Annotated in this window: 21 protein-coding genes; 6 read left to right on the top strand and 15 right to left on the bottom strand. The window is 28.2% G+C overall.

What is annotated here, in order from left to right; all coding sequences use genetic code 11:
• Nucleotides 1–94: 94 nt before the first annotated feature.
• The 9 genes from EHF_RS01005 to EHF_RS00975 form a co-directional block, all read right to left on the bottom strand.
• Entirely contained in the window at nucleotides 95–787 is a 693-nt protein-coding gene (locus EHF_RS01005) for a hypothetical protein (protein ID WP_156928254.1), read from the bottom strand.
• 96 nt (nucleotides 788–883) lie between these two features.
• Nucleotides 884–1,027 carry a hypothetical protein gene (locus tag EHF_RS04695; protein WP_156928253.1) on the bottom strand — a complete coding sequence of 48 codons (144 nt, stop codon included), beginning with the start codon at nucleotides 1,025–1,027 and terminating at the stop codon, nucleotides 884–886.
• Nucleotides 987–1,655, bottom strand: coding sequence for a hypothetical protein (locus EHF_RS01000; RefSeq protein ID WP_044194159.1), 669 nt, complete (start codon nucleotides 1,653–1,655; stop codon nucleotides 987–989). Before EHF_RS01000 ends, EHF_RS04695 begins: the two co-directional genes overlap by 41 nt.
• A 58-nt stretch (nucleotides 1,656–1,713) precedes the next feature.
• Nucleotides 1,714–1,902, bottom strand: a complete 189-nt coding sequence (locus EHF_RS00995) for a hypothetical protein (RefSeq protein WP_044194157.1) — start codon at nucleotides 1,900–1,902, stop codon at nucleotides 1,714–1,716.
• 53 nt (nucleotides 1,903–1,955) lie between these two features.
• Nucleotides 1,956–2,111 (bottom strand): hypothetical protein, encoded by a 156-nt coding sequence (locus EHF_RS04690; RefSeq protein ID WP_156928252.1) that lies wholly within the window; start codon nucleotides 2,109–2,111, stop codon nucleotides 1,956–1,958.
• A gap of 1,343 nt (nucleotides 2,112–3,454) precedes the next feature.
• Complete coding sequence (locus tag EHF_RS00990) at nucleotides 3,455–4,216, bottom strand: hypothetical protein (RefSeq protein ID WP_044194154.1); 762 nt, start codon at nucleotides 4,214–4,216, stop codon at nucleotides 3,455–3,457.
• Between the two features lie 2,024 nt (nucleotides 4,217–6,240).
• Entirely contained in the window at nucleotides 6,241–6,846 is a 606-nt protein-coding gene (locus tag EHF_RS00985) for a hypothetical protein (protein WP_156928251.1), read from the bottom strand.
• A gap of 1,450 nt (nucleotides 6,847–8,296) precedes the next feature.
• Nucleotides 8,297–9,322, bottom strand: coding sequence for a hypothetical protein (locus tag EHF_RS00980; protein ID WP_044194150.1), 1,026 nt, complete (start codon nucleotides 9,320–9,322; stop codon nucleotides 8,297–8,299).
• A gap of 329 nt (nucleotides 9,323–9,651) precedes the next feature.
• Entirely contained in the window at nucleotides 9,652–10,308 is a 657-nt protein-coding gene (locus EHF_RS00975; protein ID WP_044194148.1) for a phosphatidate cytidylyltransferase, read from the bottom strand.
• 400 nt (nucleotides 10,309–10,708) lie between these two features.
• On the opposite strand from EHF_RS00975, the gene EHF_RS04685 reads away from it, so the two are divergent.
• Complete coding sequence (locus tag EHF_RS04685) at nucleotides 10,709–10,858, top strand: hypothetical protein (RefSeq protein ID WP_156928250.1); 150 nt, start codon at nucleotides 10,709–10,711, stop codon at nucleotides 10,856–10,858.
• Between the two features lie 77 nt (nucleotides 10,859–10,935).
• Here EHF_RS04685 and frr read toward each other — a convergent pair whose 3' ends face one another.
• From frr to rnhA, 4 genes are all read right to left on the bottom strand, one after another.
• Entirely contained in the window at nucleotides 10,936–11,493 is a 558-nt protein-coding gene (gene frr, locus EHF_RS00970; RefSeq protein ID WP_044194146.1) for a ribosome recycling factor, read from the bottom strand.
• 22 nt (nucleotides 11,494–11,515) lie between these two features.
• Nucleotides 11,516–12,250, bottom strand: a complete 735-nt coding sequence (gene pyrH / locus EHF_RS00965; protein ID WP_044194144.1) for a UMP kinase — start codon at nucleotides 12,248–12,250, stop codon at nucleotides 11,516–11,518.
• Between the two features lie 634 nt (nucleotides 12,251–12,884).
• Complete coding sequence (locus EHF_RS00960; RefSeq protein ID WP_232228958.1) at nucleotides 12,885–15,872, bottom strand: YhdP family protein; 2,988 nt, start codon at nucleotides 15,870–15,872, stop codon at nucleotides 12,885–12,887.
• Nucleotides 15,873–15,969: 97 nt separating this feature from the next.
• The gene (gene rnhA, locus EHF_RS00955; protein ID WP_044194142.1) at nucleotides 15,970–16,416 is read right to left on the bottom strand and encodes a ribonuclease HI; all 447 of its coding nucleotides are present in this window, start codon (nucleotides 16,414–16,416) and stop codon (nucleotides 15,970–15,972) included.
• Between the two features lie 1,716 nt (nucleotides 16,417–18,132).
• Here rnhA and EHF_RS00950 point away from each other — a divergent pair.
• The 4 genes from EHF_RS00950 (at nucleotide 18,133) to EHF_RS04840 (ending at nucleotide 19,791) form a co-directional block, all read left to right on the top strand.
• Entirely contained in the window at nucleotides 18,133–18,546 is a 414-nt protein-coding gene (locus EHF_RS00950) for a hypothetical protein (protein ID WP_044194140.1), read from the top strand.
• Nucleotides 18,547–18,893: 347 nt separating this feature from the next.
• On the top strand, nucleotides 18,894–19,409 hold the full coding sequence (locus tag EHF_RS04850; protein WP_044194138.1) for a helicase-related protein: 516 nt from the start codon (nucleotides 18,894–18,896) through the stop codon (nucleotides 19,407–19,409).
• Nucleotides 19,382–19,603 carry a hypothetical protein gene (locus tag EHF_RS04845; RefSeq protein ID WP_044194136.1) on the top strand — a complete coding sequence of 74 codons (222 nt, stop codon included), beginning with the start codon at nucleotides 19,382–19,384 and terminating at the stop codon, nucleotides 19,601–19,603. The genes EHF_RS04850 and EHF_RS04845 overlap by 28 nt, the downstream gene beginning before the upstream one ends.
• Nucleotides 19,591–19,791, top strand: a complete 201-nt coding sequence (locus tag EHF_RS04840) for a TRCF domain-containing protein (protein ID WP_308416971.1) — start codon at nucleotides 19,591–19,593, stop codon at nucleotides 19,789–19,791. The genes EHF_RS04845 and EHF_RS04840 overlap by 13 nt, the downstream gene beginning before the upstream one ends.
• A 181-nt stretch (nucleotides 19,792–19,972) precedes the next feature.
• Here the strand turns inward: EHF_RS04840 and EHF_RS00935 are convergent, their stop codons facing one another.
• Nucleotides 19,973–20,407: a hypothetical protein gene (locus tag EHF_RS00935; RefSeq protein ID WP_044194135.1), complete on the bottom strand. Its 435-nt coding sequence runs from the start codon at nucleotides 20,405–20,407 to the stop codon at nucleotides 19,973–19,975.
• A 1,282-nt stretch (nucleotides 20,408–21,689) separates the two neighbouring features.
• Nucleotides 21,690–22,067 carry a hypothetical protein gene (locus tag EHF_RS00930; protein WP_044194133.1) on the bottom strand — a complete coding sequence of 126 codons (378 nt, stop codon included), beginning with the start codon at nucleotides 22,065–22,067 and terminating at the stop codon, nucleotides 21,690–21,692.
• A gap of 236 nt (nucleotides 22,068–22,303) precedes the next feature.
• Here EHF_RS00930 and EHF_RS00925 point away from each other — a divergent pair, with 236 nt between their 5' ends.
• Nucleotides 22,304–22,912 (top strand): riboflavin synthase, encoded by a 609-nt coding sequence (locus EHF_RS00925; RefSeq protein ID WP_044194132.1) that lies wholly within the window; start codon nucleotides 22,304–22,306, stop codon nucleotides 22,910–22,912.
• Nucleotides 22,913–22,999 lie beyond the last annotated feature (87 nt).

Here is a 22,999-nt window from a genome sequence, read left to right as displayed (position 1 = left end):
ATATATCTTCAGACTCAGGAATCCAATCCCCCAAGCAAGAGAAGATCTTACTAATTCAGATATAGAATTCTTCTCAACATCTTTAGAACATTTATCAAGTCCTGGTTCTTAGGAATAGTAAAGCTTGAACTGCAGCATTATTCATTACCTCCAATGAAGGAACTGTTGGGCTAACTGTCTCTCTTGATGCTTCTGTTTGTCTATTAATAGCCTGCATACCTCTATTAAAAAAGTCAAGGTTTGCATACAGAACAACAAGACTCTTCATATTTCCAAGCCCATAACATACGCATCTAATCCCACAAGAAAAAGAAGTTTGTACTAATTCAGATATTTTATCCTTTATCTCATCTTCAGAACTTTCATAAAATCCTAATTTTTTTAATCTATTCACTTCAGGTTCAGTTACTTTGTTGCCATTTTGATATATATTTATTACACGTAATAAAAGAATCGCATCAGACATAGCCCTTGCTCCACACTCAACATCACGGTTACCAGATTCTATGCTTCTCAAAGACTGAAAATGATCGAACAGAGCACGCGTTGCAGAAGTAATTTTTTGTAAATCATCCATATATGATGGATCATATGCTTCAAAATCACCCTCTCTAAGATCATAAACTACTTTTTCTTGAGTACGTACACAAATTTTTTCTGCAACGGCACAATCACTTAGTGCATAAAAACCCCATGCCATAGAAGCAATCAATGAAATCATCACTATCATTGCTACACTTAGAATAATAGCTAATCCAATAACCATATTTATTTTATTTTTTACCATTATAATTTCCTTTAATTAAAATATCTATTTTATGTAATACAACAAGCCTCAGAGCAGCCGCTACCTTCTCAACTTGTACATCTTTTGGTTCTTCTATTATAAAAACCTTAATATATCTTCAGACTCAGGAATCCAATCCCCCAGAGAAGATCTTACTAATTCAGATATAGAATTCTTCTCAACATCTTTAGAACATTTATCAAGTCCTGGTTCTTGGGAATAGTGAATCTTGAACTTCATTATTCATTACCTCCAATGAAGGATCTGTTGGGCTAACTATCTCTTTTAGTACTGTTTGTCTATCAATAGCCTCCATACCGCTCTTAAAAAGGTCAAAGGTTGCATACATACTAAAAAACTTCAATATACCTCCAAACCCAAGACCCATGACTTCAATCCCATGAACAAGAGAAGATCTTACTAATTCAAATGCTATCTTCTTTATCTCATCTTTAGAATATTTATTAAATGCTGCTTCATCAAATCCTGCTTCTTTCAATGCATCCCTTTGAAGTTCAGTTAATTCTTTGTTACTTTGATATATCTTTATTGACTGCAATAAAAGAATCGCAATAGATATATTATCTACTCCCTGATCAGCCTTATCGCTATCAGGTCTTATACTTTCCCAAGACTGAAATTGACTTAACAGAAAACACACTGCATAAGTAACTTTGTATAAATCCTCACCATATGATGGATTGACTTCTTTAAGTTTCTTTCTAAAACCATTACGTATTTCTTCTCTAGTAGATCCATAAGCTTTTTTTATAGAGATATAAGTACATATTACACCAACAATCCATAGCATCACTATAATTAGACCAATACTTAATCCAATAACCATACGTATTTTATTTTTTTCCATTATAATTTCCTTTAATTAAAATATCTATTTTATGTAATACAACAAGCCTCAAAGCAGCCTATACCTTCTCAACTTGTACATCTTTTGACTCTTCAGTGTTTGTCAAAGTAGTAAGTGCTTTTTTCCCTTCTTGCCTAATAGCTTCCATACTATTTTTAAACATTTCAAAAGCTGACCTTATACGACACAGAACTCTCTTTCCCCCTTTAGAACTTAACAACAAATAATTGTCCAAATGGTAGTCCATTTTATATTCAACACATCTAATAGCACGTTATACTAAGCATTCTGTATCATATCTCATACTATATTCATCATTTCTACTACTTGGCTCTGTCCATACTCGCAATCTTTTAACTCACTAACCTCATCTTCACTTAACTCTTTACCATTTTGGTATAGACCTATCATATACGCTTTCATTTTTGCGCGAGCAATAAAACGTATCTCATACACATAAGTTACCAGGTTCTAAATTTCTCAAATACATCAACTGATTAAAATTATTAAAAAATTAACTTATACTTGATAATTATATAAGATTTTAATAGTAAATCAACTAAGTATTTTGATATCTTATGTAAGAAAATAAAATTTTTATTAAAAATTCTATTAACTCATTAATATTCTCAATATAAAATATGACAAGTTTTGTAATTAATACCTTTATTTAGAATTCAGTACACACAAATATTGACCCTCCATATTAAAACCCATGTCAGCAACATCTTCTTTACAATTAGGTAGTTGATCTATGTACTACTCAGATTACTCTAACTCATTAAAATATTCATCTAATAGATTTATTATTAAATTCTATACGATATTCATATAACAAAATCTTTAAGCTTTTTCTTTAACTTCTTAAGAATAAGAAAGACAAGAAACATATTTGAAAAAGCCATAAGGTCATAACATTTGATATAAATTTAAATTATTAATGATTTAAAGAAACTATGCACACTCCTATACATAGTAATGAATACGAAAATATAAGACAAGCCACACTTTCATATATAATATAGATTAACGTCAACAATTATATATGTACTTTTAGCACAAAGTTAGTCTATGAAAACTCTAAAAGCTATGCACTTGAAATACAGCTTTTTTATAAACCTTGCCATAACACAATAAATGTTAATCAACTATAAAATCCAAAAATTAACGCACTACAAAAATCCAGAATTTCATTTTATAAGACAAAAATCTTAGAATATTTATTATACCATGGCTCATGTAAAATGTTGTAAACCTACTTACATCTTAGTAATAAACTTTTAGAATCTGGTTTTCATTCTATTTTCCACTCTTACTACTTACACATGTTATGTTAATAAAGTTCAAAATACTTTCTATACTTACATAAAACTAAAATTTACCTATTGTATATAGAAAAGAACTTTTCTTTATCATGTCTTATGAATACCATAAAACACCTTTCTGTTGCTTGATTGTACTACTCCTAGATCCACACATCCTAAACCTCAACTCCGTTTCTTAATATAATCAACACCCTTATCCATAAACTTGTTACTGTCTCACAATGTAGATCATGGTTGATAATAAAAACCACAAGAGTCACCATATAAAACTACAAACAACAATCTATTACATAAGTAATTCTTAATTAACTATAATAATTTGATTCAACATATCCTACTTAGCTTCTTCTAAATTATATACATATATACCCATATTAATATCTTCTACAAAAATAATGCGTAATAATATAAATCCTTACATTAAATATGATTATCAAAACCCACCAAAGTCATATCAATAGCTCTTAAAACAAGTTAATATTCCAAAAAATCTACATTTTCATACGAACATCTTTCAATATCACTTAAAGATATAGTAGAAAAAGTAGTATAATCTTCATCATAAAAAAATCCATCATAATATAGCTCAGTATCACTATAAAACCCATTTAGTACTTTAATATCCTTCATAACAAAGCTAAGCCCTTTAGTAATAAAAGCCAAACCATGGTCTAATTTTACATGATACACCTTCATTAAATCAATTTGATCTATTTCTATATCCTTTACTAAATTAAAAACATTCTCTAATAAAACACGTATGTATGGTATATTTTGTAATTCACATTTTACTAAAGCGTGTTGGTATTTACTGACCATAAATATTGATTCTTTAGATTGAGAAATAATATTATCTAACAGTAATATTTTCTTATGAATATCATCATTATTCAGATCTCTGTTTATTAAATTAGACATTCGATGTTGTACATAATCAAAACCAATCTTAACCATTAAAACACCATATTGAGCAGATTCAGCCTCTATAGACTCAACCCCATTTTTATCACAAAAATCTTTTAACTGCTGTTTTAATTTCCCCTTAAAATTACAAATAATAGAATTATGCAAATCGCGATTAGAAATACCAACCATACACTTAGATAACGTATTAACTCTATCTAGTTCCCCTTTAAAATTTCTATACGTACTCAATATATTATGCAATACTAAAGCAAAAATAATAGATGTTAAAATACTAGCTATAGCTATAGCTAAATAAATTCTATATTTCATGATACAAACTCATAAGTTAATAGCATGAAACTTACACACTACAATTATTAATAACTATACTAAATGAAAATATAGTTAATATATTAACCAACGACATTAAATAAAAATTAACAAAAAATACCTTGTTACAGAGATTATTACACAACAAGCTATTATAAAGCCATATTACCCTAAAATACTAACCATATATACCATTGATCTGTTATTAAGCACTACAATTTGTAACTAATAACAGTTATATATCGTAAATAAATATGGTCCACTGATGTATTTTATACCCTATATTTACAATATTAGTACTACATCCTACTAGATTACTTTCATACAATAATTCACTTTTTTTCTTAGTTCAGTACTAGATATATACCACAACAACAACCATTAGTAATAAAAAGACCTAATTAAAAATATTTTAAAAACCACAAAAACTATACCACACAAGTGATAGAATACAGTAACTATAATCCTTAATTTTAAAACATTAACTACTGATGTCCTTACCCACAATAATCACAAAACATGAGCAAGTTATATAACTATATTCATATTTTTATAAATCTCTTTCCCCAAAGTTTTACTTTTTCATAGAAATTGCACATGTTTAAGATAAATATACACACTTAAATTTGTGGATCCATTTATAGAATAACTACGTAATTTCTGGACCTGAAACATATGCACTAAATTTTTTCATATTAGCCAGTACACATCAAATTTTGAAAGGTAATAAAAACCATATCACACAGAGTAATTCCCACACTAGAGTATAAAGTCATAAGCCCCCCCTATAGAAGTTAGATAATTAATTTAAAAATCTTTTCCAGTAACTTCTCCGGGCCACAAAATTACCTTCAATCATGAGAAATCGAATCCACCTAATTATAGAATTCTTCTACTTCAAATTTCATGGAAGAAGAACTATCTTTATACAATCTTTCCAAAAACACCCTGCACTTTTCAATTTCATCAATAAAACTAATAATCGAATCATACCAATAATAGATAATCACAACTTTCAAATATCTTATCAACTACAGGATTAAGCCTACAATACACTTCAAATTACAATTATACCAAACATCATCATATATTCTTTCAATATTACCTAATGTATTCACAATAAGTCCGCTGTATAAGGAAATCTTAGGCTTACATCACCAGTACATCTTAATCCATATTTATTACATTATTTAATTCATTTTGACTAATATTCATCTTGCTGTTTCAATACATAGTCTTTTAAATTTACGTAAAATAGAAAAACTGATTCATTTTTTTGTATAAGAAAAAGTACAACCAAAATCAACAATACAAAACATTGTTTTTCCTATTTATCTCCATCCAGTAAAATACATAAAAAATTAATAATATCAATATTAGTCATCTTCATGTCATATTTTAATAGAAACTTTAATAAGATATTTCTTTTATCTACCCTTCTACTAAAACAGCACTGACACTATAGTTACATTACACAACTTACAGCTCAATCTCTTCAGAAAAATTCACATTATCTTCAACACTTAGTAATAACATCAATTAACTTAACCCAAATATTATCTAACCATTCTTTAAAATGAATATTCTATCTACTCCAGAAAAGGCTACCCTTATAAATCTAGATTACCTAAACGATAAGTATAACGTCACACATATCATTATTATTAATCAACATATAAGACACAAATAGATAGTAAATTGCTAGTTAGTTTTGTTTATTAAATACTAAAAATTACAAATCACTTATATTAATTACAACCTCTTACAATAATATCTACATTTCTTTTATTAACTTTTTGTAACTAGAAAATTGCTAATCATTGATTAAATTAACAATTTTTTCTCAAATAAAAGATGCTAACTCAATTTTCAATAGTAAGACAGAAGTATTAACTACAAATCAAACACTTATAAAGTATCACCTATAGAAAGATACGAACTATAAATATATAAATATCAAAAATAATAAGGTATTATAACTCACTAATATACTAGTAATACAACAAATTAATATCTTTTTTACATTAACAACAATGTATTAAACCCCTATTAGTAGATATATTGTCGATACTTAATAAAGAATCCATAGATACATTAGAAGATATCATAAGTACAGAGATACACTCTGTGATTTTACAAGTAATACGGTCATTCACTATTCTAGAAAATAACCTTACCATATCAACAGCAGATACCATCAATAAGAAATCCCTTAAAGAACAATCACTATTCTCCATCAATAACCTACAATTAATCTTAATTGTACATAAAGATAATGTAGTGCTTAACAATAACTTTCTAAATAAATTCAGAGCCAAACGATTATTAGTAGTACTATTACCTACAAACTCATCAACGGCACTAACCCACTCAGATACAATAGAGTATGATAAAGATTTTATTTGTTCTATTATTTCAGTATTTAGACCTACCCGACCTATTAAATTTGGATTATTCAAAATATTATGTGCACTATCAATAAGCCACATTAATGATTTTGTCAGAACATCTAAATCACACTGGACGGAATTATTAATAATCATAGCAACTAAACTATTATATAATTTCTTACTCCTTAACCTAATCACTGGCTTCAGGCAATAGCTTGTAAATTTATTAAAATTGTTCATATTAGCAATCATACTAAAATATATTGTAAAATTTAAGAACTTCATTTATTTTTTAATAAACTCTATATTATAAGAATTTTATTTAAAATTGCACGACAAAATTAGAAAAATACTATACAACAACAATTAAGTTATATTTTAATTAAGAGCTTTAAAAGCCAATGTTTATATACTCTTCTACTTTTTTTTAACTTGAAAAAATTTTTTAATATAAAAAATCATCATAAGTTGATTTATGCATATAGCACAAAAAGTAGTGATTTTTCTTTTTCAAGAAAATCTTCAATAAACTAGTATTTCTCTCAAATTATCAATGAATGTTAGCCTTTTACGTTATCAAGAACTAACTATGGACCAAAAAAATACTCTATATTCTTCTACTAATCAGATTCTCATATGAATAACCATACCCTGCTTTCACTCCATTAAAATGAGTCTACTAACAATAGAGATATATTATTCTTTACCTGGTTATCACAAACTCAACATAAACACCTAAATCATAATTTCCTACATTGACGGGAACACATAATAATTCTCTGGATTGGTAATATTTTGTTTATCACGATTTTTTAATTGGATAATATAAATTTATACATCTCTCTATCTGCTTGATATAAAACCTTATATTATTCAGCAGTATCCAAACCATAAATCTTGGACTTATGAGAACCTTATCAAATCATTACAAATATTATTCATACATTTCATCCATTCATAAACAATTCAACACCAAGATATTCAGCACAACTTTCAAGATGATTCAGTTTTACCAAATTATTAATAATAAATGATACAGTACAGATAGTTTTACTTACAACGTTGTAATTAAGATTAGTAAAATCTTGAACATATTTACTACTTGAGATAACACAAGCAGAATAAAAAATGTATCATTGTTTCATAACTATCATTAATTTGACAATTAAATACTATATACATTACTAGCTTGCAATAATGATAATCACATAATTCTCTAGAACCACTTTATCTAACTATCCATATACCAATAATTACAGCAGATTAGTTATAGTTTGCATGCTAAAGATTCCTATAAGCATACAGTATAAATCAAGTAATTTTCAATAAAGCAACTAATAAATTCAAGGAATATAAGCTTGTAAAAAAGTTTTCACCAATATAAAAAATACTACATTATATTCTACATATTAATAACTTTACCAAAATAGCATTAACAACATATAATTATATTTATTAAATATGTTAAAACAATTCTACAAAAATTAATAATATTATTTATCAATACACAGTAATTTAGTAACAATTCATAAAAAAAGACATACTTTTCCAGTAACATAGGATTATAAAATACTTATAGGTTTGAAGACATATAAAAATAAAAGACTAAAATTTCATACATAATTTTTAGCAATTGAATAAATTACTAACCACACTGTATAGAGATATTTACAGTTATCTCATCAATATATCACTTTCCTTTACTTACAACGGCCCTTACAGGAGTTATTAATTCTTCATCATCACTACTAGATAAAATAGTTATCTTATCTTGGGCTTCTCGGTCATCTAAAACCATATTAGAAGAAATCCTGTAAATAGGAAGACCACCTACAGCCAAATAGTCGATTGATCGATTATACAAGATAGAGTCATTTGTAAAATCATTAATAAAAGATATTTTTCCAGAACTTAATATAACCAATCTTGATCCTTTAGAAAAAGATTGTCCATAATCTTGAATAGATATCATCACAGACTGGAATAAAAGTGACATATCATATTCATATCTACGTCCCAACTCAGCAATGGAACTTTCATGTAGCGGAACTAAGTCAGATACAACTTTATTTTTCAAATCACACAAGTAACGATTCTTATCAGAATCCATGCCCTCTAATATACGGCAACTTGATATTTTTGACTCTTTTGTAACAGGAATATTCATTGTATTAGTTGACCTACACGATGCTAATAGTGCAGAATTTATGTCGTTAGCACATTCCTGTATATTATAAGAAAAAAAATCAAGATTATGAACAGCAAGACATACATATATAAAATCATCTCTCATTATTACATTGCTATACCTTATTAACTTCTGACACAAATATCTTACCGTACTTGAAGTCTCTTTGATCCTATATAATAATAATTCTGTAGCAAACACTAAGCTGTTATTTCGGTCAGGATGAATACGCATATCAATCATATTATTATACACCTTAATTAAAAAATCTACCATACTAGCCACTTTAGATTTTATAGCTTCTACAATATCCCCATCCAAATTTACACGTTCCATTACATCCGGTTCACTTAAACCATCACAAGCATAACTAGCAAGTCTTATCAATGCCCCTTCACTCAAAGTAAATGGTTTATACAGCTGTGGATTTTCTTCTAACTTTTTACAATGCGCACTGTATAGCTTTCCAGATATCTCCCCCAATTTCGAATAATAATAGAAATATAAAAGATTAGATATATCACGCATTAGAACCTCCTAAATAAATTTATATTATTAAAAATTAAATAATTATTATTAATTAAATAACACATATTAATGATAAATACTAGAAATCTATTTAAGAAATTAACTACATATAAGAAAAATTTATAGAATTCTTCTTATATTTTCGACGATTACTAATTAAATGAAATTAAACTTGTTATGTAAAACACTGCAATATTAACAGTGCACAGGAAAAACAGATAATAAGTTACTACATTTTGATATATCAGACGTAATATTAACCATTTTGATTAGAAAAATTATGCTTAAAAATCTAAAATAAATAGATTAAAACAACTTTCTACTATCTGTTATGTCAGAAAAAATTTAGAGAACTTTTGAACATAATAAGCAACTAATGGTGCAGTGAAAATAAAACTATCCATGCGATCAAGAACCCCCCCATGTCCAGGAATGAGAGCTCCACTATCCTTCACTTTACATAAGCGTTTTATACAAGATTCTGTAATATCACCAACTTGAGCAATAACCGCTACAAGAATACCTGCAATAAATGCATGAAACACAAAAAATATCCCAAAAATTATTGATACAATAACACTAATAAATGCCCCAGCAACTACACCTCCAAACAATCCTGCCCATGTTTTATTAGGGCTAATCATCGGGATTATTTTTTTCTCACCAATATTCTTACCAACAAAGTATGCAGCTATATCTGTTCCCCAAACAACAGCAATTAACCATATCAGGATTATTTCCCCATTCAATAAATTATAAATATATACTAAAGATGCATAAGGTATTATTACAATAAAAAACGCAGGAACATAATATAAATATAACCTTCTACACTGCATAATATTCAACAATTCAACAGAAGAAACCACAGTAAGAAAGAAACACAAAATATAAAAGGTAATTTCTCCAAAATATAAAGATAAGGATACAACAGCACAGATGAATACAGAAGACAATGACCTTACAAATAAATTATCACTTACCATTGTTCTAACCAAATATTGTTAAACTTACCAAGATACTTTTTAATATAAAGTAACTAATTATACTATAAATATAACTCAGTACAATGTTAACTAAAATTATAAAAAACCCAAACACATTTTATTTACCTTTGTCATGCAAATCAATTTGATAAAGATTAGGATATTGCATTTGTATGCAAAAACCATCAAATACATCATTTTTATATAACATTAGATAAACCTACATTATTAACATATCAATTTTAAAAGCATATACCTTACTCACTATATAAACAAAGTTATACTAATAAACCTACAACATTATACAGTTCAATTTATGTAAAAAATTAAATATAAATTATAAATAAAGAGCTCATCAGCAACATAAATCATACTCTATCTCCTCAAATAGAAAGGCGTTATGAAAGAACTTGAATATAGTAAGAACTACATATATAAATTACATCAGGATTTATTAAAGTGTAAAACATGGATTTTTGCATCTAAAGTTACGTACGTATCAGGTGCATTATTGCAAAAATTAAGCAATAAGAATAGAGCTCAACAGTAAACAGAAGCTGTTATTATGAACTACATATAGAACAAATTATTAGAAATAAAAGGTACTTTTCAAGATTACAATTAGAGTTAAACATGTAATAATTCTTTCTCTTTTGAGGTAAAAGCATCATTTATTTTTTTCATAGCATCATCTGTAATCTTTTGTATTTCCACTCCAGCTACACGTAAATTATCTTCAGAAATCTCTTTATTATCCTGCATTACCTTTAACTTATCCATAATATCTCTACGTATATTCCGAATAGAAACTCTACAGTCTTCAGAAATCTTACCTAATAACTTAACTAAGTTTTTTCTCATATCTTGTGTCATATCTGGAACAGTTAAACGAATTGTTGTTGCTTCACAAGAAAAACCAAATCCAAGATTTGAATTCACAATTGCAGTTTTTATAGCCCCTATATTATTAGAATCCCATACCTTAACCATCAATGTTTTATTATCAGATACAGATATACTTGATATGGTATTTAACTTTACACGCCCTCCATAAGTTTCAACAACAATTCCATCCAAAACCGAAGTTCTTGCTCTCCCCGTTCTAATACCATCAATATCACTTAAATATACAGATAAAGTCTTTTCCATCCTATTCTTAGCATCTTGCTTTACTTCACTTATCATTTACTCATCCCAACATTTTTATTCAATTACATATTGTTGTATACAAACCGTTTCCACAAATTATATCCGCAAAACTACCATGCTTACCTAGATTAAACACAATGATAGGTATTGAATGTTCTCGAGCCAAAGACACAGCAGCAACATCCATAATTTTCAGGTCCAACGATAATAAATCACGATAAGAAATTTTGTCATACCTTACTGCATCAGTAATTTTTTTAGGATCATCTGAATACACTCCATCAACCTGTGTACCTTTAAATATAGCATCACAACCCATTTCTATACCACGTAATGCAGCTGCAGTATCTGTAGTAAAGAATGGGCTACCCACTCCAGCAGCACATATAACTACTCTTCCTTTCTCTAAATGACGTATAGCACGCCTTCTAATATATGTTTCACATACAGCAGTAATAGGGATTGCCGATAAAACCCTAGACTGAACATTTACTTTCTCTAAAGCATTTTGTAAAGATAAAGCATTCATCATAGTAGCTAACATCCCTATATAGTCATTACTAGCTCTTTCAAATCCAAAAGATGCTGAAGCTGATGCACCACGGAATATATTACCACCACCTACAACCAGACATAGCTGCACTCCAAAGCTATGCACTTCTCTGAGATCATGAGACAACTTATCCAGAACTTCCATATCACACCCAAAGCCTTTTTCTCCCATTAACGCTTCACCAGATACTTTTAGTAAAACTCTAGAATACTTAACTTTAGCAGCAGAGCCCTCACTCATTAAATTTCCTTTTTATTAGCTAGTAACTAAAATACAGTAACCACAGGCATAATAAATTATATATTAGGCACAAAAAGATGCAATATACAAATTCCTAATATCATAAATTAAATACGATCAATAGTAGTCATACAATAGTCAATCTTATTTTTCACTTATATTTAATTTATTTTTATAAATCTATTACCAAATATCCTAAAAATTATACTTAATTATATATAAAAACAGATGTATCAATTTTACAAATCCCTTGCATTCATAAAATTATCATGATCAATACTTTTACAACATCAATTGCTTAATTATCATAAAATCTAACAATATGTCTTTTTAAGATTACGTAACATATTAAAATTCTGCAACAGTAGTTTTAGTATATAATCAACTAAATATACCTATAGAAAGATTAACAGTGATTATAAGCTGAATCAAGATAGATAACATTTTAAGATCGACTCTAATCTGGATCTGGCTTTATTGTATAATACGTTACCTGTTGTTGACTACCAATTAGAACAAATGAAATTGCATTCAGGAGTCTCTAACCTATTTACAGGGACCACTAAATTAACATTTTTTCACCCCAAACAAAATCTACTATCAACCTTGTATGGATTTTAACAAATATAACTCTTCATGATACCATACTTACTTGATTTTCATCTACTTCTACTTTATTAGATTTTTTCTTCACATGCTCTTTCTTTATTAACTTACTATCAAATACTTTCAACACTCTTTTTAATAAATTAGGGGTTAAAATAGACATTAAATTAACTGATAAATCATGATCTTTATCCGTGCCTTTTACTTTATAATCTATAGCAATAACACCTCGACTTTGTCCTCCGGTTAATAATTTACCGATAATTGGAGTTTGCCATATGATTTTATTAATTACATATGCAGGAATTATCTGTCCTTTTATATTAAACATTTTCATATTGACATCAATTTCTCCACCTAAACTAATACCTAACTCAGAACCTTCTGCCCAAGACTCATTTATATTTACTAAATCATCTTGATAAATGAATGGTACATTCAATGTATTAAAGTATATTCCTTTACCATTTAACGTATTAACAACCCCCTTTAGTGAAGACAATGTTAATATTTGAGCCAAAATAGAAGCATTGACAATATGAAAATTTGTTAATGAAAACATACCAGAAGTCACTTCACTAGTTTTTACTGGATACATATAGAAAGATAATTTTCCTTTATTTATAACTTTCAAAATATCCATTGCACGAAGAAGCTCTCCTGCATTATTAGTACTGATCTCTAGCCCAATAGGGCCATACTCTACATTAAAATTACTATTGTCTAAAAAATTTCCTGTTAACTTAACATTAGGACAAACATCATCATAATAATCTAACTTAAAATCTACATTACTAGTTACAACATTATTTTTCATTATAACGCGATCTACATTAACATCAACCTTAGTTTGCTTAATCTGAGATTGCCTTTTCATTATCTCAAAAAAATCAATAGTGCTTAAATCCAAAGATTTACCAAATATTTTTATTGTAATAGAATCACTATCTCGTTTTAATTCAGCTTTAATATCTGTATTTTTTAACCTTATCTTATTTAACATTAATTCTATATTATTGCCTGCTTTACCATTTAATTCTATGTCTATACCTTCACCAATTATAGATGCATTATCTATCTTGACCTCATCTTTGTCCTTAAACGAAGCAGAAAATTTCACTACACCATCAAAACTATCCCTTGGCAATCCATTAACGTGAATTTTCAACCGAGAAATGTCAATATCCCCAGCAATAATTGTATTATCGTCATTAATATCCCATTGCAGATTCGATTTCATTACCCCTGAACAATTTTCACATCTAAAAACTTTTAATTCCTTCATATTTTCAGCTGAAATATACCCTGCAAATTCATAGTGAAACTTATAATTATCCTGTAAATTTCTATCCACTTTTAAAAACATAGGATAACCATTCATATAACCCTGAGTATCTATTTTCACATCGTTATCATGTAACGTAATGTCAACATTTGCATCATAAACATCAAAAATATCTAAAATACCATCGGCTTTAAAAGATTCAACCTGCGTATGTATATAAGATTCATAATCTACAACACTATCATTCAGCAAATTAAATATCTTAAAATCAAAGCTAGTATGACAATCACCAAAAATTTTGTTATCATCTAATGGTATAAATTGTTCCTTATTCACGGCTCCATATAACTGTTTTACATTACCCACAGAACTACCACTAATACTCATTACTGCATTTACATCTTTCAAATTTTCTATTTTTAATACCCCACCTTGAACAATCATGCCTTTAAAATCTGAGTTATCAGAAGTAATAAAAAATTGATTATCACGTAAATATAATCTACCATGCACTATACGTACTGGATCAAAATTATCATTAAATTTTATTGAAACATTTTCTATATCTGCACTAACATTATAACTTGATAGATCATCATGAACGAAAATTTCATTACGTTTCCCTTTGATTTGAAGTCTAATATCACTCATTTTTCCTTCTGTAACATTAGTACAATACCAATGATTTAAATCAGGATACAAATTAACAAACCAGTAGTTACACAGTGTTTTTGGTGATACAACATCAATGTTAAAGTTTAAGTTTACATTTTCATTATCAACTACTCCTGTTGCAATTATTTTACTTTGATCTAGCAACAAGGAAAAATTTTTCACCGACAGAACATCATTTTGATATACCAATCTCATTCTAAAATCATGGATGTAGCATTTATGAGAAGAAACACAAGGGATATGCCCTTTAATATTTTGAACATTTACACCACCATATGTAACCTCACCATCTTCATTAATTCTTAGAACAACATCACCACTAAGATTCAAATTCTCATATAGTGGAAGTTGCGCATTTAAATTACCTAAATATCCCAATATCTTAGTACTAAAATTACCATATGATATCTCAAAGGACATTATACCTTTATAATGTTCATGCACTCTCATACTGATAAAAGAATTATCATTCTGTACATTGAAATCAATAGTATTTTTATCATATCCCTTATTCACTTTTACATTAAGTTGTTTTATCACCAAATCTTCTTTATCACTTTTAGCAATAACAGCGTTCCTAATAAACACCGCTATATCCAACTTTATTGCTTTCAGCATCATATCCCTGAGAATCTGTACAGAATTGTTTACAGGGCTTATTTCAAATTTTTTTTGAATATCATAGAACTCAACACGGACTTTAGGAATATCAATATAAGAAAAATCACAATTTCCCCATAAAAACAATATCCCAACTCTAGAATATAATAAGAATTTAGGTATTGTGATAGTTGCCCCAAGTTTGGTATTTTTAATGGTAAGATCCTGTGACGACAAGACAAAATTTTCACTCTTATTCTGCCAGGCTAATGTAGTACTACCTATATCTATCTCTGAATCAGGAAAAACCGTAGTAAGTTTATGCTTTATATAAAAATTTAAAAATTTTGCATTAATCTCTATAACATCTTTATCATGAATATACAGGTAAGATATACCACACATTATAGAGATCATCAGTGTGAAGAATAATTTTATAATTTTTTTTTTTAGCATAATGAACACTAAATTAATATACAGCAGTATTATCTACAATACTATTTACAAGATACATTTACCTACTAAATTGCAAATATAAGAACACAATAAAAACTCACCCAACAATCTGACTACGTGCAAGCATATCTGCTTTTTGATTATACAAATTTCCTGCATGAGCTTTAACCCAATACCACGTAACTTTATGAAAATTCGCAAGATTATCTAATTCCAACCATAATTCCAAATTTTTCACCGGCATCTTACTAGCAGTTTTCCACCCATTAATCTTCCATTTTTTGATCCACAACGTAATACCATCCTTAACATACACACTATCAGTATATAAATCAACATCATATACTACTCTTAACAATTTTAAAGCTTCAATAACTGCCGTAAGCTCCATCCTATTATTGGTAGTATTAGAATTATTTCCACAGATTATTTTTTCATTTTTACCAAACAATAAAACTGCTGCCCATCCTCCAGGACCAGGGTTACCAGAACATGCCCCATCAGTATAAATGACAACTTTATTCAATTCACTTCCCTGTAACATATACAAAAAACTCAATCAAGAATAGCACCTAATATTCACTACATCAACACCGAAAGCAAGTATAATCAAAAAACCATGCTCTCTCCTTTCAAAAACTTTATCAGTAAATTTATTTTAATTAGGTACCATCAGCACACCTGACTTAACCATTCTTTAAATTACATAAAAAATATTTTAACAATATAACTATTTTATGTACTCAATCAAAATATGTCAGACTACTAATACTTACAATTACAGATGAGCATGATATTCAGTCCTGCTTTTTATACGCAGAAACATTAAATTCCATTATAAACAATAAAAAATTTACGTTCTATGACTTGATATAATAAATGATTTATCTTCCAATATATGACATGATAATTACAACACTTATCACAACCAATATAAAACATCTCACTGATCTGATAAATGTAAGTTAAGCCTTTTTCAAAGAAATATTTTTTACACCATAAAACCATTAAAACCCAGCAATAGATGTATATTTATAATCAAATTACAGACAGACTAAACATTACCAATGCACAATAAATTGAGATAAACCCTAGTATTTACTTATCAATAACCATATTTATGTATCTCAGTTTCATAATATCAATAACATTAATTTATCTCCTCATCTATATAGAGTATCAACAACTTCAGCTTGATTATAAGCTGCATCATGTATATTTATAATCAAATTACAGACAGGCTAAACATTACCAATGCACAATAAATTGAGATAAACCCTAGTATTTACTTATCAATAACCATATTTATGTATCTCAGTTTCATAATATTAATAACATTGATTTATCTCCTCATCTATATAGAATATCAACAACTTCGGCTTGATTATAAGCTGCATCATAGATATGCAATGATTCAAGCCAATACTCAAAGGGCTACAATAAATAATATTAAAAACCTATGCTCAACAACATACCAACTCTATGTTAGAGTATCAAAACATGTTGAAAACTCATATTATTTATTTAATGTTGCAAAAAACACAATTAATACACTCGAGCACCACAAGATCCTCTATTATATGACATGCTAAATACATACAAACCAACTTAAGTATGCTTAATACTACAACAAGTACTTCAATGATTGAAATAGGACAACAGGAAAATATATACCTTAGTACTAAATTATTGATATTAATAACATTATTAGTCTATAAATACTATTACAAAATAGCATATCCACAAATAAATAGAGAATCAATAATCCTAAATCCTACGTAAGAATCTTGTGTTCTAGCTACAATAGAAACAACAGCTAGCAATAAATAAGACATACTTCATCAGTGAGCTATAATATAATTTATATCCATAGTAATTTATAAAGTCATGAACATAAAGTTCATTGCTAAAATTAGTCTAGTCTTCATAAATGAATAATAATATACTACCAACAATGACATTTTATAAAAAGCAAGCAATACCAAGCAGTAAATCAATTTATACAAAAACAAAAAAAGTTTTACTGTGAAAAAATACTCATTTCTAATTAATAGAAGATGTAAAATTAATCTAAGTAAGTATACTTATTACAAATAGCAATAATGTTGAGTAGCATTTGTTATGTTTCATTTGCCTTGCTAAGAATAAGGTTAATATGTGTATTACAACAAGTGCTACCTTCTATACATACACAGTAAGCCTCCACTACTTGGTATATGGTATTATAAAGTATTAAGTATATAAAATTATCTGGTTTATAGTGCGTATATTAGCTATAATGTCTTTAAATTTATATAGTAAGAAAATGCCAACATTACCCAATATTACTAACTCCACTAATACACTAATACCTACACAAAATCAGGTTCTACCTATAGAGGGAATGTTATTTCTATTCACTATAGCAATAATATTAATACTAGTAATACTATGCTGTGCAGTACATAATAAAACATGCTGTGCAGTACATAATAAAAAATGTAAGAAAGACCAGAGGACACGCTACCCTGATCTGGAACAAGAATTCTTTTACCTTGATGCTGAAAGCAGAATACCAGTATCTATACGATGTGAGCAATATAGAGACATTAGAGCAGGTCGTATTCCACGTGTTATAGAAGAAAGTAATGAAATGATTCAAGAACCTATTATACATCCTTATACATCCAGGTAAGCATAATACGGTGATTACATATTTAATACCGTATATCAAATCTTAAGAGAAATATTAAATTAAGAAACACAAAAATTAATGTCTCTAATCGTATGCTATGGTGATGTCGGGTGCACATACTTACTTGTAACTTTTTCCAGAATTGTGCTTACAAAGTAAGATAGATGACCTGTAGAAGATTTAATAAAAACTATCATCTATGTAGTATAATTAAATATTTTACACTTATATGTTGAATTTAACTCGTTAATTCGTATAACTACAGATTAAACATAAGGTTAAGTTTTATACATAAGTCTCAAGGTACACAAAATGAACAATTATATAAACATCACCACTACAACAGAGTGCCAGTAACAACTGGCACAACATACTACAATGAAACTATAATAAAAGGCTTAATACGAAAACATAATAGAGGAGGCAGAGTATTTTATGTTTGCCCACAAATTAGTACTATAAAAAGCATTAATGATAACCTAAAGAAATTAGTGCTAGAAATTAAAACTAATACTGCCCATGGGCAACCACCTTCTAGTCAACTAGATACAATAATGAATGATTTCTTTGATGGTAAATTTACAATATTACTTACTGCATCAATCATAGAATGCGAGTTAGATATTTCTTTTGCCAATACAATTATAATACACAATGCTGACATATTTGGATTAGCACAACTCTATCAACTAAAAGGAAGAGTAGGACGTAGCAGCATAAAAGGTTTTGCATATTTTATATTATCAGAAAAAGCAACCAATACATCTGCTACAGAATTAGAAATAATACAATCAATAGATTCTATAAATTCAGGTTTACTCTATCCCTATATGATATGGATATCAGAGGGTTTGGCAATTTAGTCGGAAAAGAACAATCAGGTAATATCAAAGATATAGGCATTGAACTATTCCAACAAATGTTAGAAGAAGAACTTAATATTCATACCGAAAGTCCTAAAGATCTTGACCATATAAATATTAATATAAGGATCCCTAAGCATTACATTAAAGACATAGAGTTAAGAATGCGGATATATAAAAAATTGGCAATCTAAAAACAAAAGAAGATATAGATAACTACTATATAGAGTTAACTAACAAGCTTGGTAAACTGCCAAGCGAAGTAGAAAATTTATTAACGCTATATATAAAGCAACTGTGTGCAAGTATTGGTATTTGTGAAGTTGAGCAAGTAAAAAATGCCATCATTTTAAAAATAGATAGCAACACAACTATCAGATAAGAAATTCTTAATCATTTCATCAATAATCCTCTGACCCTTAAGATATAAAATAATAGTATACTCATGTTAATTAACAACAATTCTAATTGTATTATAAGTTTTATAACATACCACATTAGCAAAATAAATTCATTAAATAAAGAAGTACTAAGTTGAATATCACATATAACTTCATTACAAATCATCCGGGAAATACATCATGTAATCTAAATACAGATTGCACTTGATTACTACTATTACCACCATTCTCTTGAGAACTACGACTATGCACAACATATTTATTGTCAATACATTGATTCTGATTTTCAGTACTTTGAGCATTATGTATCACATCCAGTTCTATTACAACATTCGGAACATCGGGCCCAGGACCATACTCACGTAAATGTCGTATCTGATTTCTGCGATGTGCACGACGTATTCTACATCTGCCAATACAAACTATACAACATAACATCACTAATAAGAATACAGTTACACCTAGTAGTATACTAAAGTGGGCTATAGAACTCCGAGCATTTGTAGTACTAGATAATGGGTCACTACTACTTGCAGTATTGGTTCTAGCACCATTAACAACATTGTTGAGGATATTAGTACCCGCATTACCTAACATTATTCCCCTCCCTTATCTGTACTTATAGTATCATTCAATAAAAAGGATACACTATTACTAACATCAGAAGTAATAGAAGCTATGATACTACTCAAGCAGCTAAGAAAAAACAACTAACACACTATAGTTAATTATAATATCAATTTTTAAAAAATTGAAACTTTATTTTCCATATGAACTGTGTAACAAATATAATTTTATAATATCTGAAATATTTAAAATGCTCTTCTAGCAAAATAACAACCCTTCACACGTATTACAAAGACTCATATATTCACAATAAATCTTATCAAGTCTTGTAAGCACATATTCAAACTCCATCCATAAACATATATAAATTATAAATACATAAGCCACAAAGCCAAGTAAATTTAAAATTTTAATAAGAAAATTACAATTTAAAAATATATTTCTCTCAACACATATTACAGACATTACCTCATATTAACATTACATAAGTCCCATTTTTTAGAACTATTTAGCTATCCAATATTTAAATTCATAGTAGCGCATTACATGGCTTTTCATCAATACTAAATTGAAAAGACTGTTAGTTTGATAGCTGTGATTCACTGAAATTTCGAATCGGAGTTTAACATTTTCCACGTTAATTCCAATACTCAGACAGATATTAGTTTCATAGTCGCTTACATATTTTAGAACCCCATGCCTTTAGTAAACAATCTCTACCAACTATATATACATGATTGCTATTTACTATTAAAACACCACTACCTTAATTCATAAATTGAACTTAACACTAGCTATAAAACACATGTTATTATACATTAAACAAATACCCTATAGCGTCACTTATTTTTATGCTACTTAAAAACAGCTAAGGGTTTTATTGTAATCCTTCTATTGCAAACTCTTATGTGGTCTACTTGAATAATAATTTCAATATCTTTACGCTTAAACACCTTATACTATAAATTATAGATGCAGCATTCTAGCATAACAGATGAAAAAATGCACAAAAGTAGAGCACACATAAGGTTGTATATCAATATATGCTTAAAAAGTTAAGTTATTTTTTTAAAAAATTAGCATGTATATATAATAATTTATAATTCTTCAAACACATATAACCACTATTATTATATCTCTTACAGAAAAATGAATAAAAAACCAAGTTACAACAATAATCTCATATTAAGTCTTAAGATAAATTACCTACAGCAATATATCAGATTTAAACAATATAAAAATAATATACTACACACATTTCTTGCTTTAATTAAATCAACTTCAGAACATCTACCCCTTCGTCTATTAGTTGTTACTGCTTAATATTATCTGAAATAATTGGTAAAAAAACTTCTTGTTCTATACTACTACAAGCATTCTCTGCTCTTTCTAACATACTAGGAATCCTACAACAAACATGCTTTGTATCACCATTTCGACGCATAATATCACGATTTTGAATCCAAAATACAAACCCTGCTACCACAACCACAGTAAGAACATAAAATGCAACTATAGCAACAACAAGGAAATCATCCTTACCTGTACTATTATGAAAATTTCGATGGAAAGATTCATTATTATCAATAGAATCACCAGGATAGTCAAAAGTTATATCCATTATACCAGTATTATAATTACTAAGATTACGTTCAACGTACGATATCAAACCATTAGAATTATTTAACATATAAACAAACCCTTTTTCGTAAAAAAATATCACATAAAAATTAATATATACTAATAATAGCAACACATATTATTAACAAATAATTATATACTAATTTTTTTAAAAAAATAAATTAATCTTTTAGATATCTATTGGCATACGCCCTTATGTGTATACTAACCTTTGTACATTTTTTTCTTATTGACATTTTTTCACCCATTATACTAGAATGCCACATCCATGATTTATGGTACAAGATGTTTAAAGGCATAATAGAAAATGTCGGTACTGTTACTCAAATAGATAATATAAAAGGTTGCGATAAAAGAATTACAATAGAACCTACTAATCATAATTTTTTAAGTGAGACAACAATAGGTGATTCTATAGGGTGTTCTGGTATCTGCCTAAGTGTAGTAGAATTAAATAACAGATGTTTTTTTGTTGATGTTTCGAATGCGACTCTATCTATCACTAGTGCTGCATATTGGAAAGAAGGAACAAAGATTAATTTAGAGCCAGCCTTAAGAATAACTGACCGGATAGATGGACATTTTGTACAAGGACATGTTGATGGAATAGGAAAGATCATATCAATTACTAACGTAAATAGCTCCTATAACATGGAGTTCTATATACCAGATTCGTTATTAAAATATATGATAATAAAAGGATCAATAGCCATAGATGGAGTATCATTGACTATTAATTCTATATCTAACGAAATATTATCCGTAAATATTATTCCACATACCTGGAAAAATACAACATTTCAATATAACAAAGTAAATGATACCATTAATATAGAAGTAGACATGCTTGCAAAGCACTTAGAACGTTTATATAAATATAATATTAAAATATAGTTACAGTAACCCCCATTGTATCACCCATTCCAATGTATACACAAATCTTATATCGTATTCTTAGCAATCACTAAAATAAAAAATATA

The organism is Ehrlichia japonica, assembly GCF_000632845.1.
In the GTDB taxonomy this organism is placed as follows: Bacteria; Pseudomonadota; Alphaproteobacteria; order Rickettsiales; family Anaplasmataceae; genus Ehrlichia; species Ehrlichia japonica.
Note: the sequence above shows the minus strand (reverse complement) of the source record. Positions and strands in the feature narration are given on the sequence as shown.

Bases quoted from the DNA above. Each gene is read 5' to 3' on its own strand.
- EHF_RS01005 (WP_156928254.1), bottom strand. From the start codon at position 787: ATGGTAAAAAATAAAATAAATATGGTTATTGGATTAGCTATTATTCTA.
- EHF_RS04695 (WP_156928253.1), bottom strand. From the start codon at position 1,027: ATGAAGTTCAAGATTCACTATTCCCAAGAACCAGGACTTGATAAATGT.
- EHF_RS01000 (WP_044194159.1), bottom strand. From the start codon at position 1,655: ATGGAAAAAAATAAAATACGTATGGTTATTGGATTAAGTATTGGTCTA.
- EHF_RS00995 (WP_044194157.1), bottom strand. From the start codon at position 1,902: ATGGACTACCATTTGGACAATTATTTGTTGTTAAGTTCTAAAGGGGGA.
- EHF_RS00990 (WP_044194154.1), bottom strand. From the start codon at position 4,216: ATGAAATATAGAATTTATTTAGCTATAGCTATAGCTAGTATTTTAACA.
- EHF_RS00985 (WP_156928251.1), bottom strand. From the start codon at position 6,846: ATGAACAATTTTAATAAATTTACAAGCTATTGCCTGAAGCCAGTGATT.
- EHF_RS00980 (WP_044194150.1), bottom strand. From the start codon at position 9,322: ATGCGTGATATATCTAATCTTTTATATTTCTATTATTATTCGAAATTG.
- EHF_RS00975 (WP_044194148.1), bottom strand. From the start codon at position 10,308: ATGGTAAGTGATAATTTATTTGTAAGGTCATTGTCTTCTGTATTCATC.
- EHF_RS04685 (WP_156928250.1), top strand. From the start codon at position 10,709: ATGAAAGAACTTGAATATAGTAAGAACTACATATATAAATTACATCAG.
- frr (WP_044194146.1), bottom strand. From the start codon at position 11,493: ATGATAAGTGAAGTAAAGCAAGATGCTAAGAATAGGATGGAAAAGACT.
- pyrH (WP_044194144.1), bottom strand. From the start codon at position 12,250: ATGAGTGAGGGCTCTGCTGCTAAAGTTAAGTATTCTAGAGTTTTACTA.
- EHF_RS00960 (WP_232228958.1), bottom strand. From the start codon at position 15,872: ATGCTAAAAAAAAAAATTATAAAATTATTCTTCACACTGATGATCTCT.
- rnhA (WP_044194142.1), bottom strand. From the start codon at position 16,416: ATGTTACAGGGAAGTGAATTGAATAAAGTTGTCATTTATACTGATGGG.
- EHF_RS04845 (WP_044194136.1), top strand. From the start codon at position 19,382: ATGGATATCAGAGGGTTTGGCAATTTAGTCGGAAAAGAACAATCAGGT.
- EHF_RS00935 (WP_044194135.1), bottom strand. From the start codon at position 20,407: ATGTTAGGTAATGCGGGTACTAATATCCTCAACAATGTTGTTAATGGT.
- EHF_RS00930 (WP_044194133.1), bottom strand. From the start codon at position 22,067: ATGTTAAATAATTCTAATGGTTTGATATCGTACGTTGAACGTAATCTT.
- EHF_RS00925 (WP_044194132.1), top strand. From the start codon at position 22,304: ATGTTTAAAGGCATAATAGAAAATGTCGGTACTGTTACTCAAATAGAT.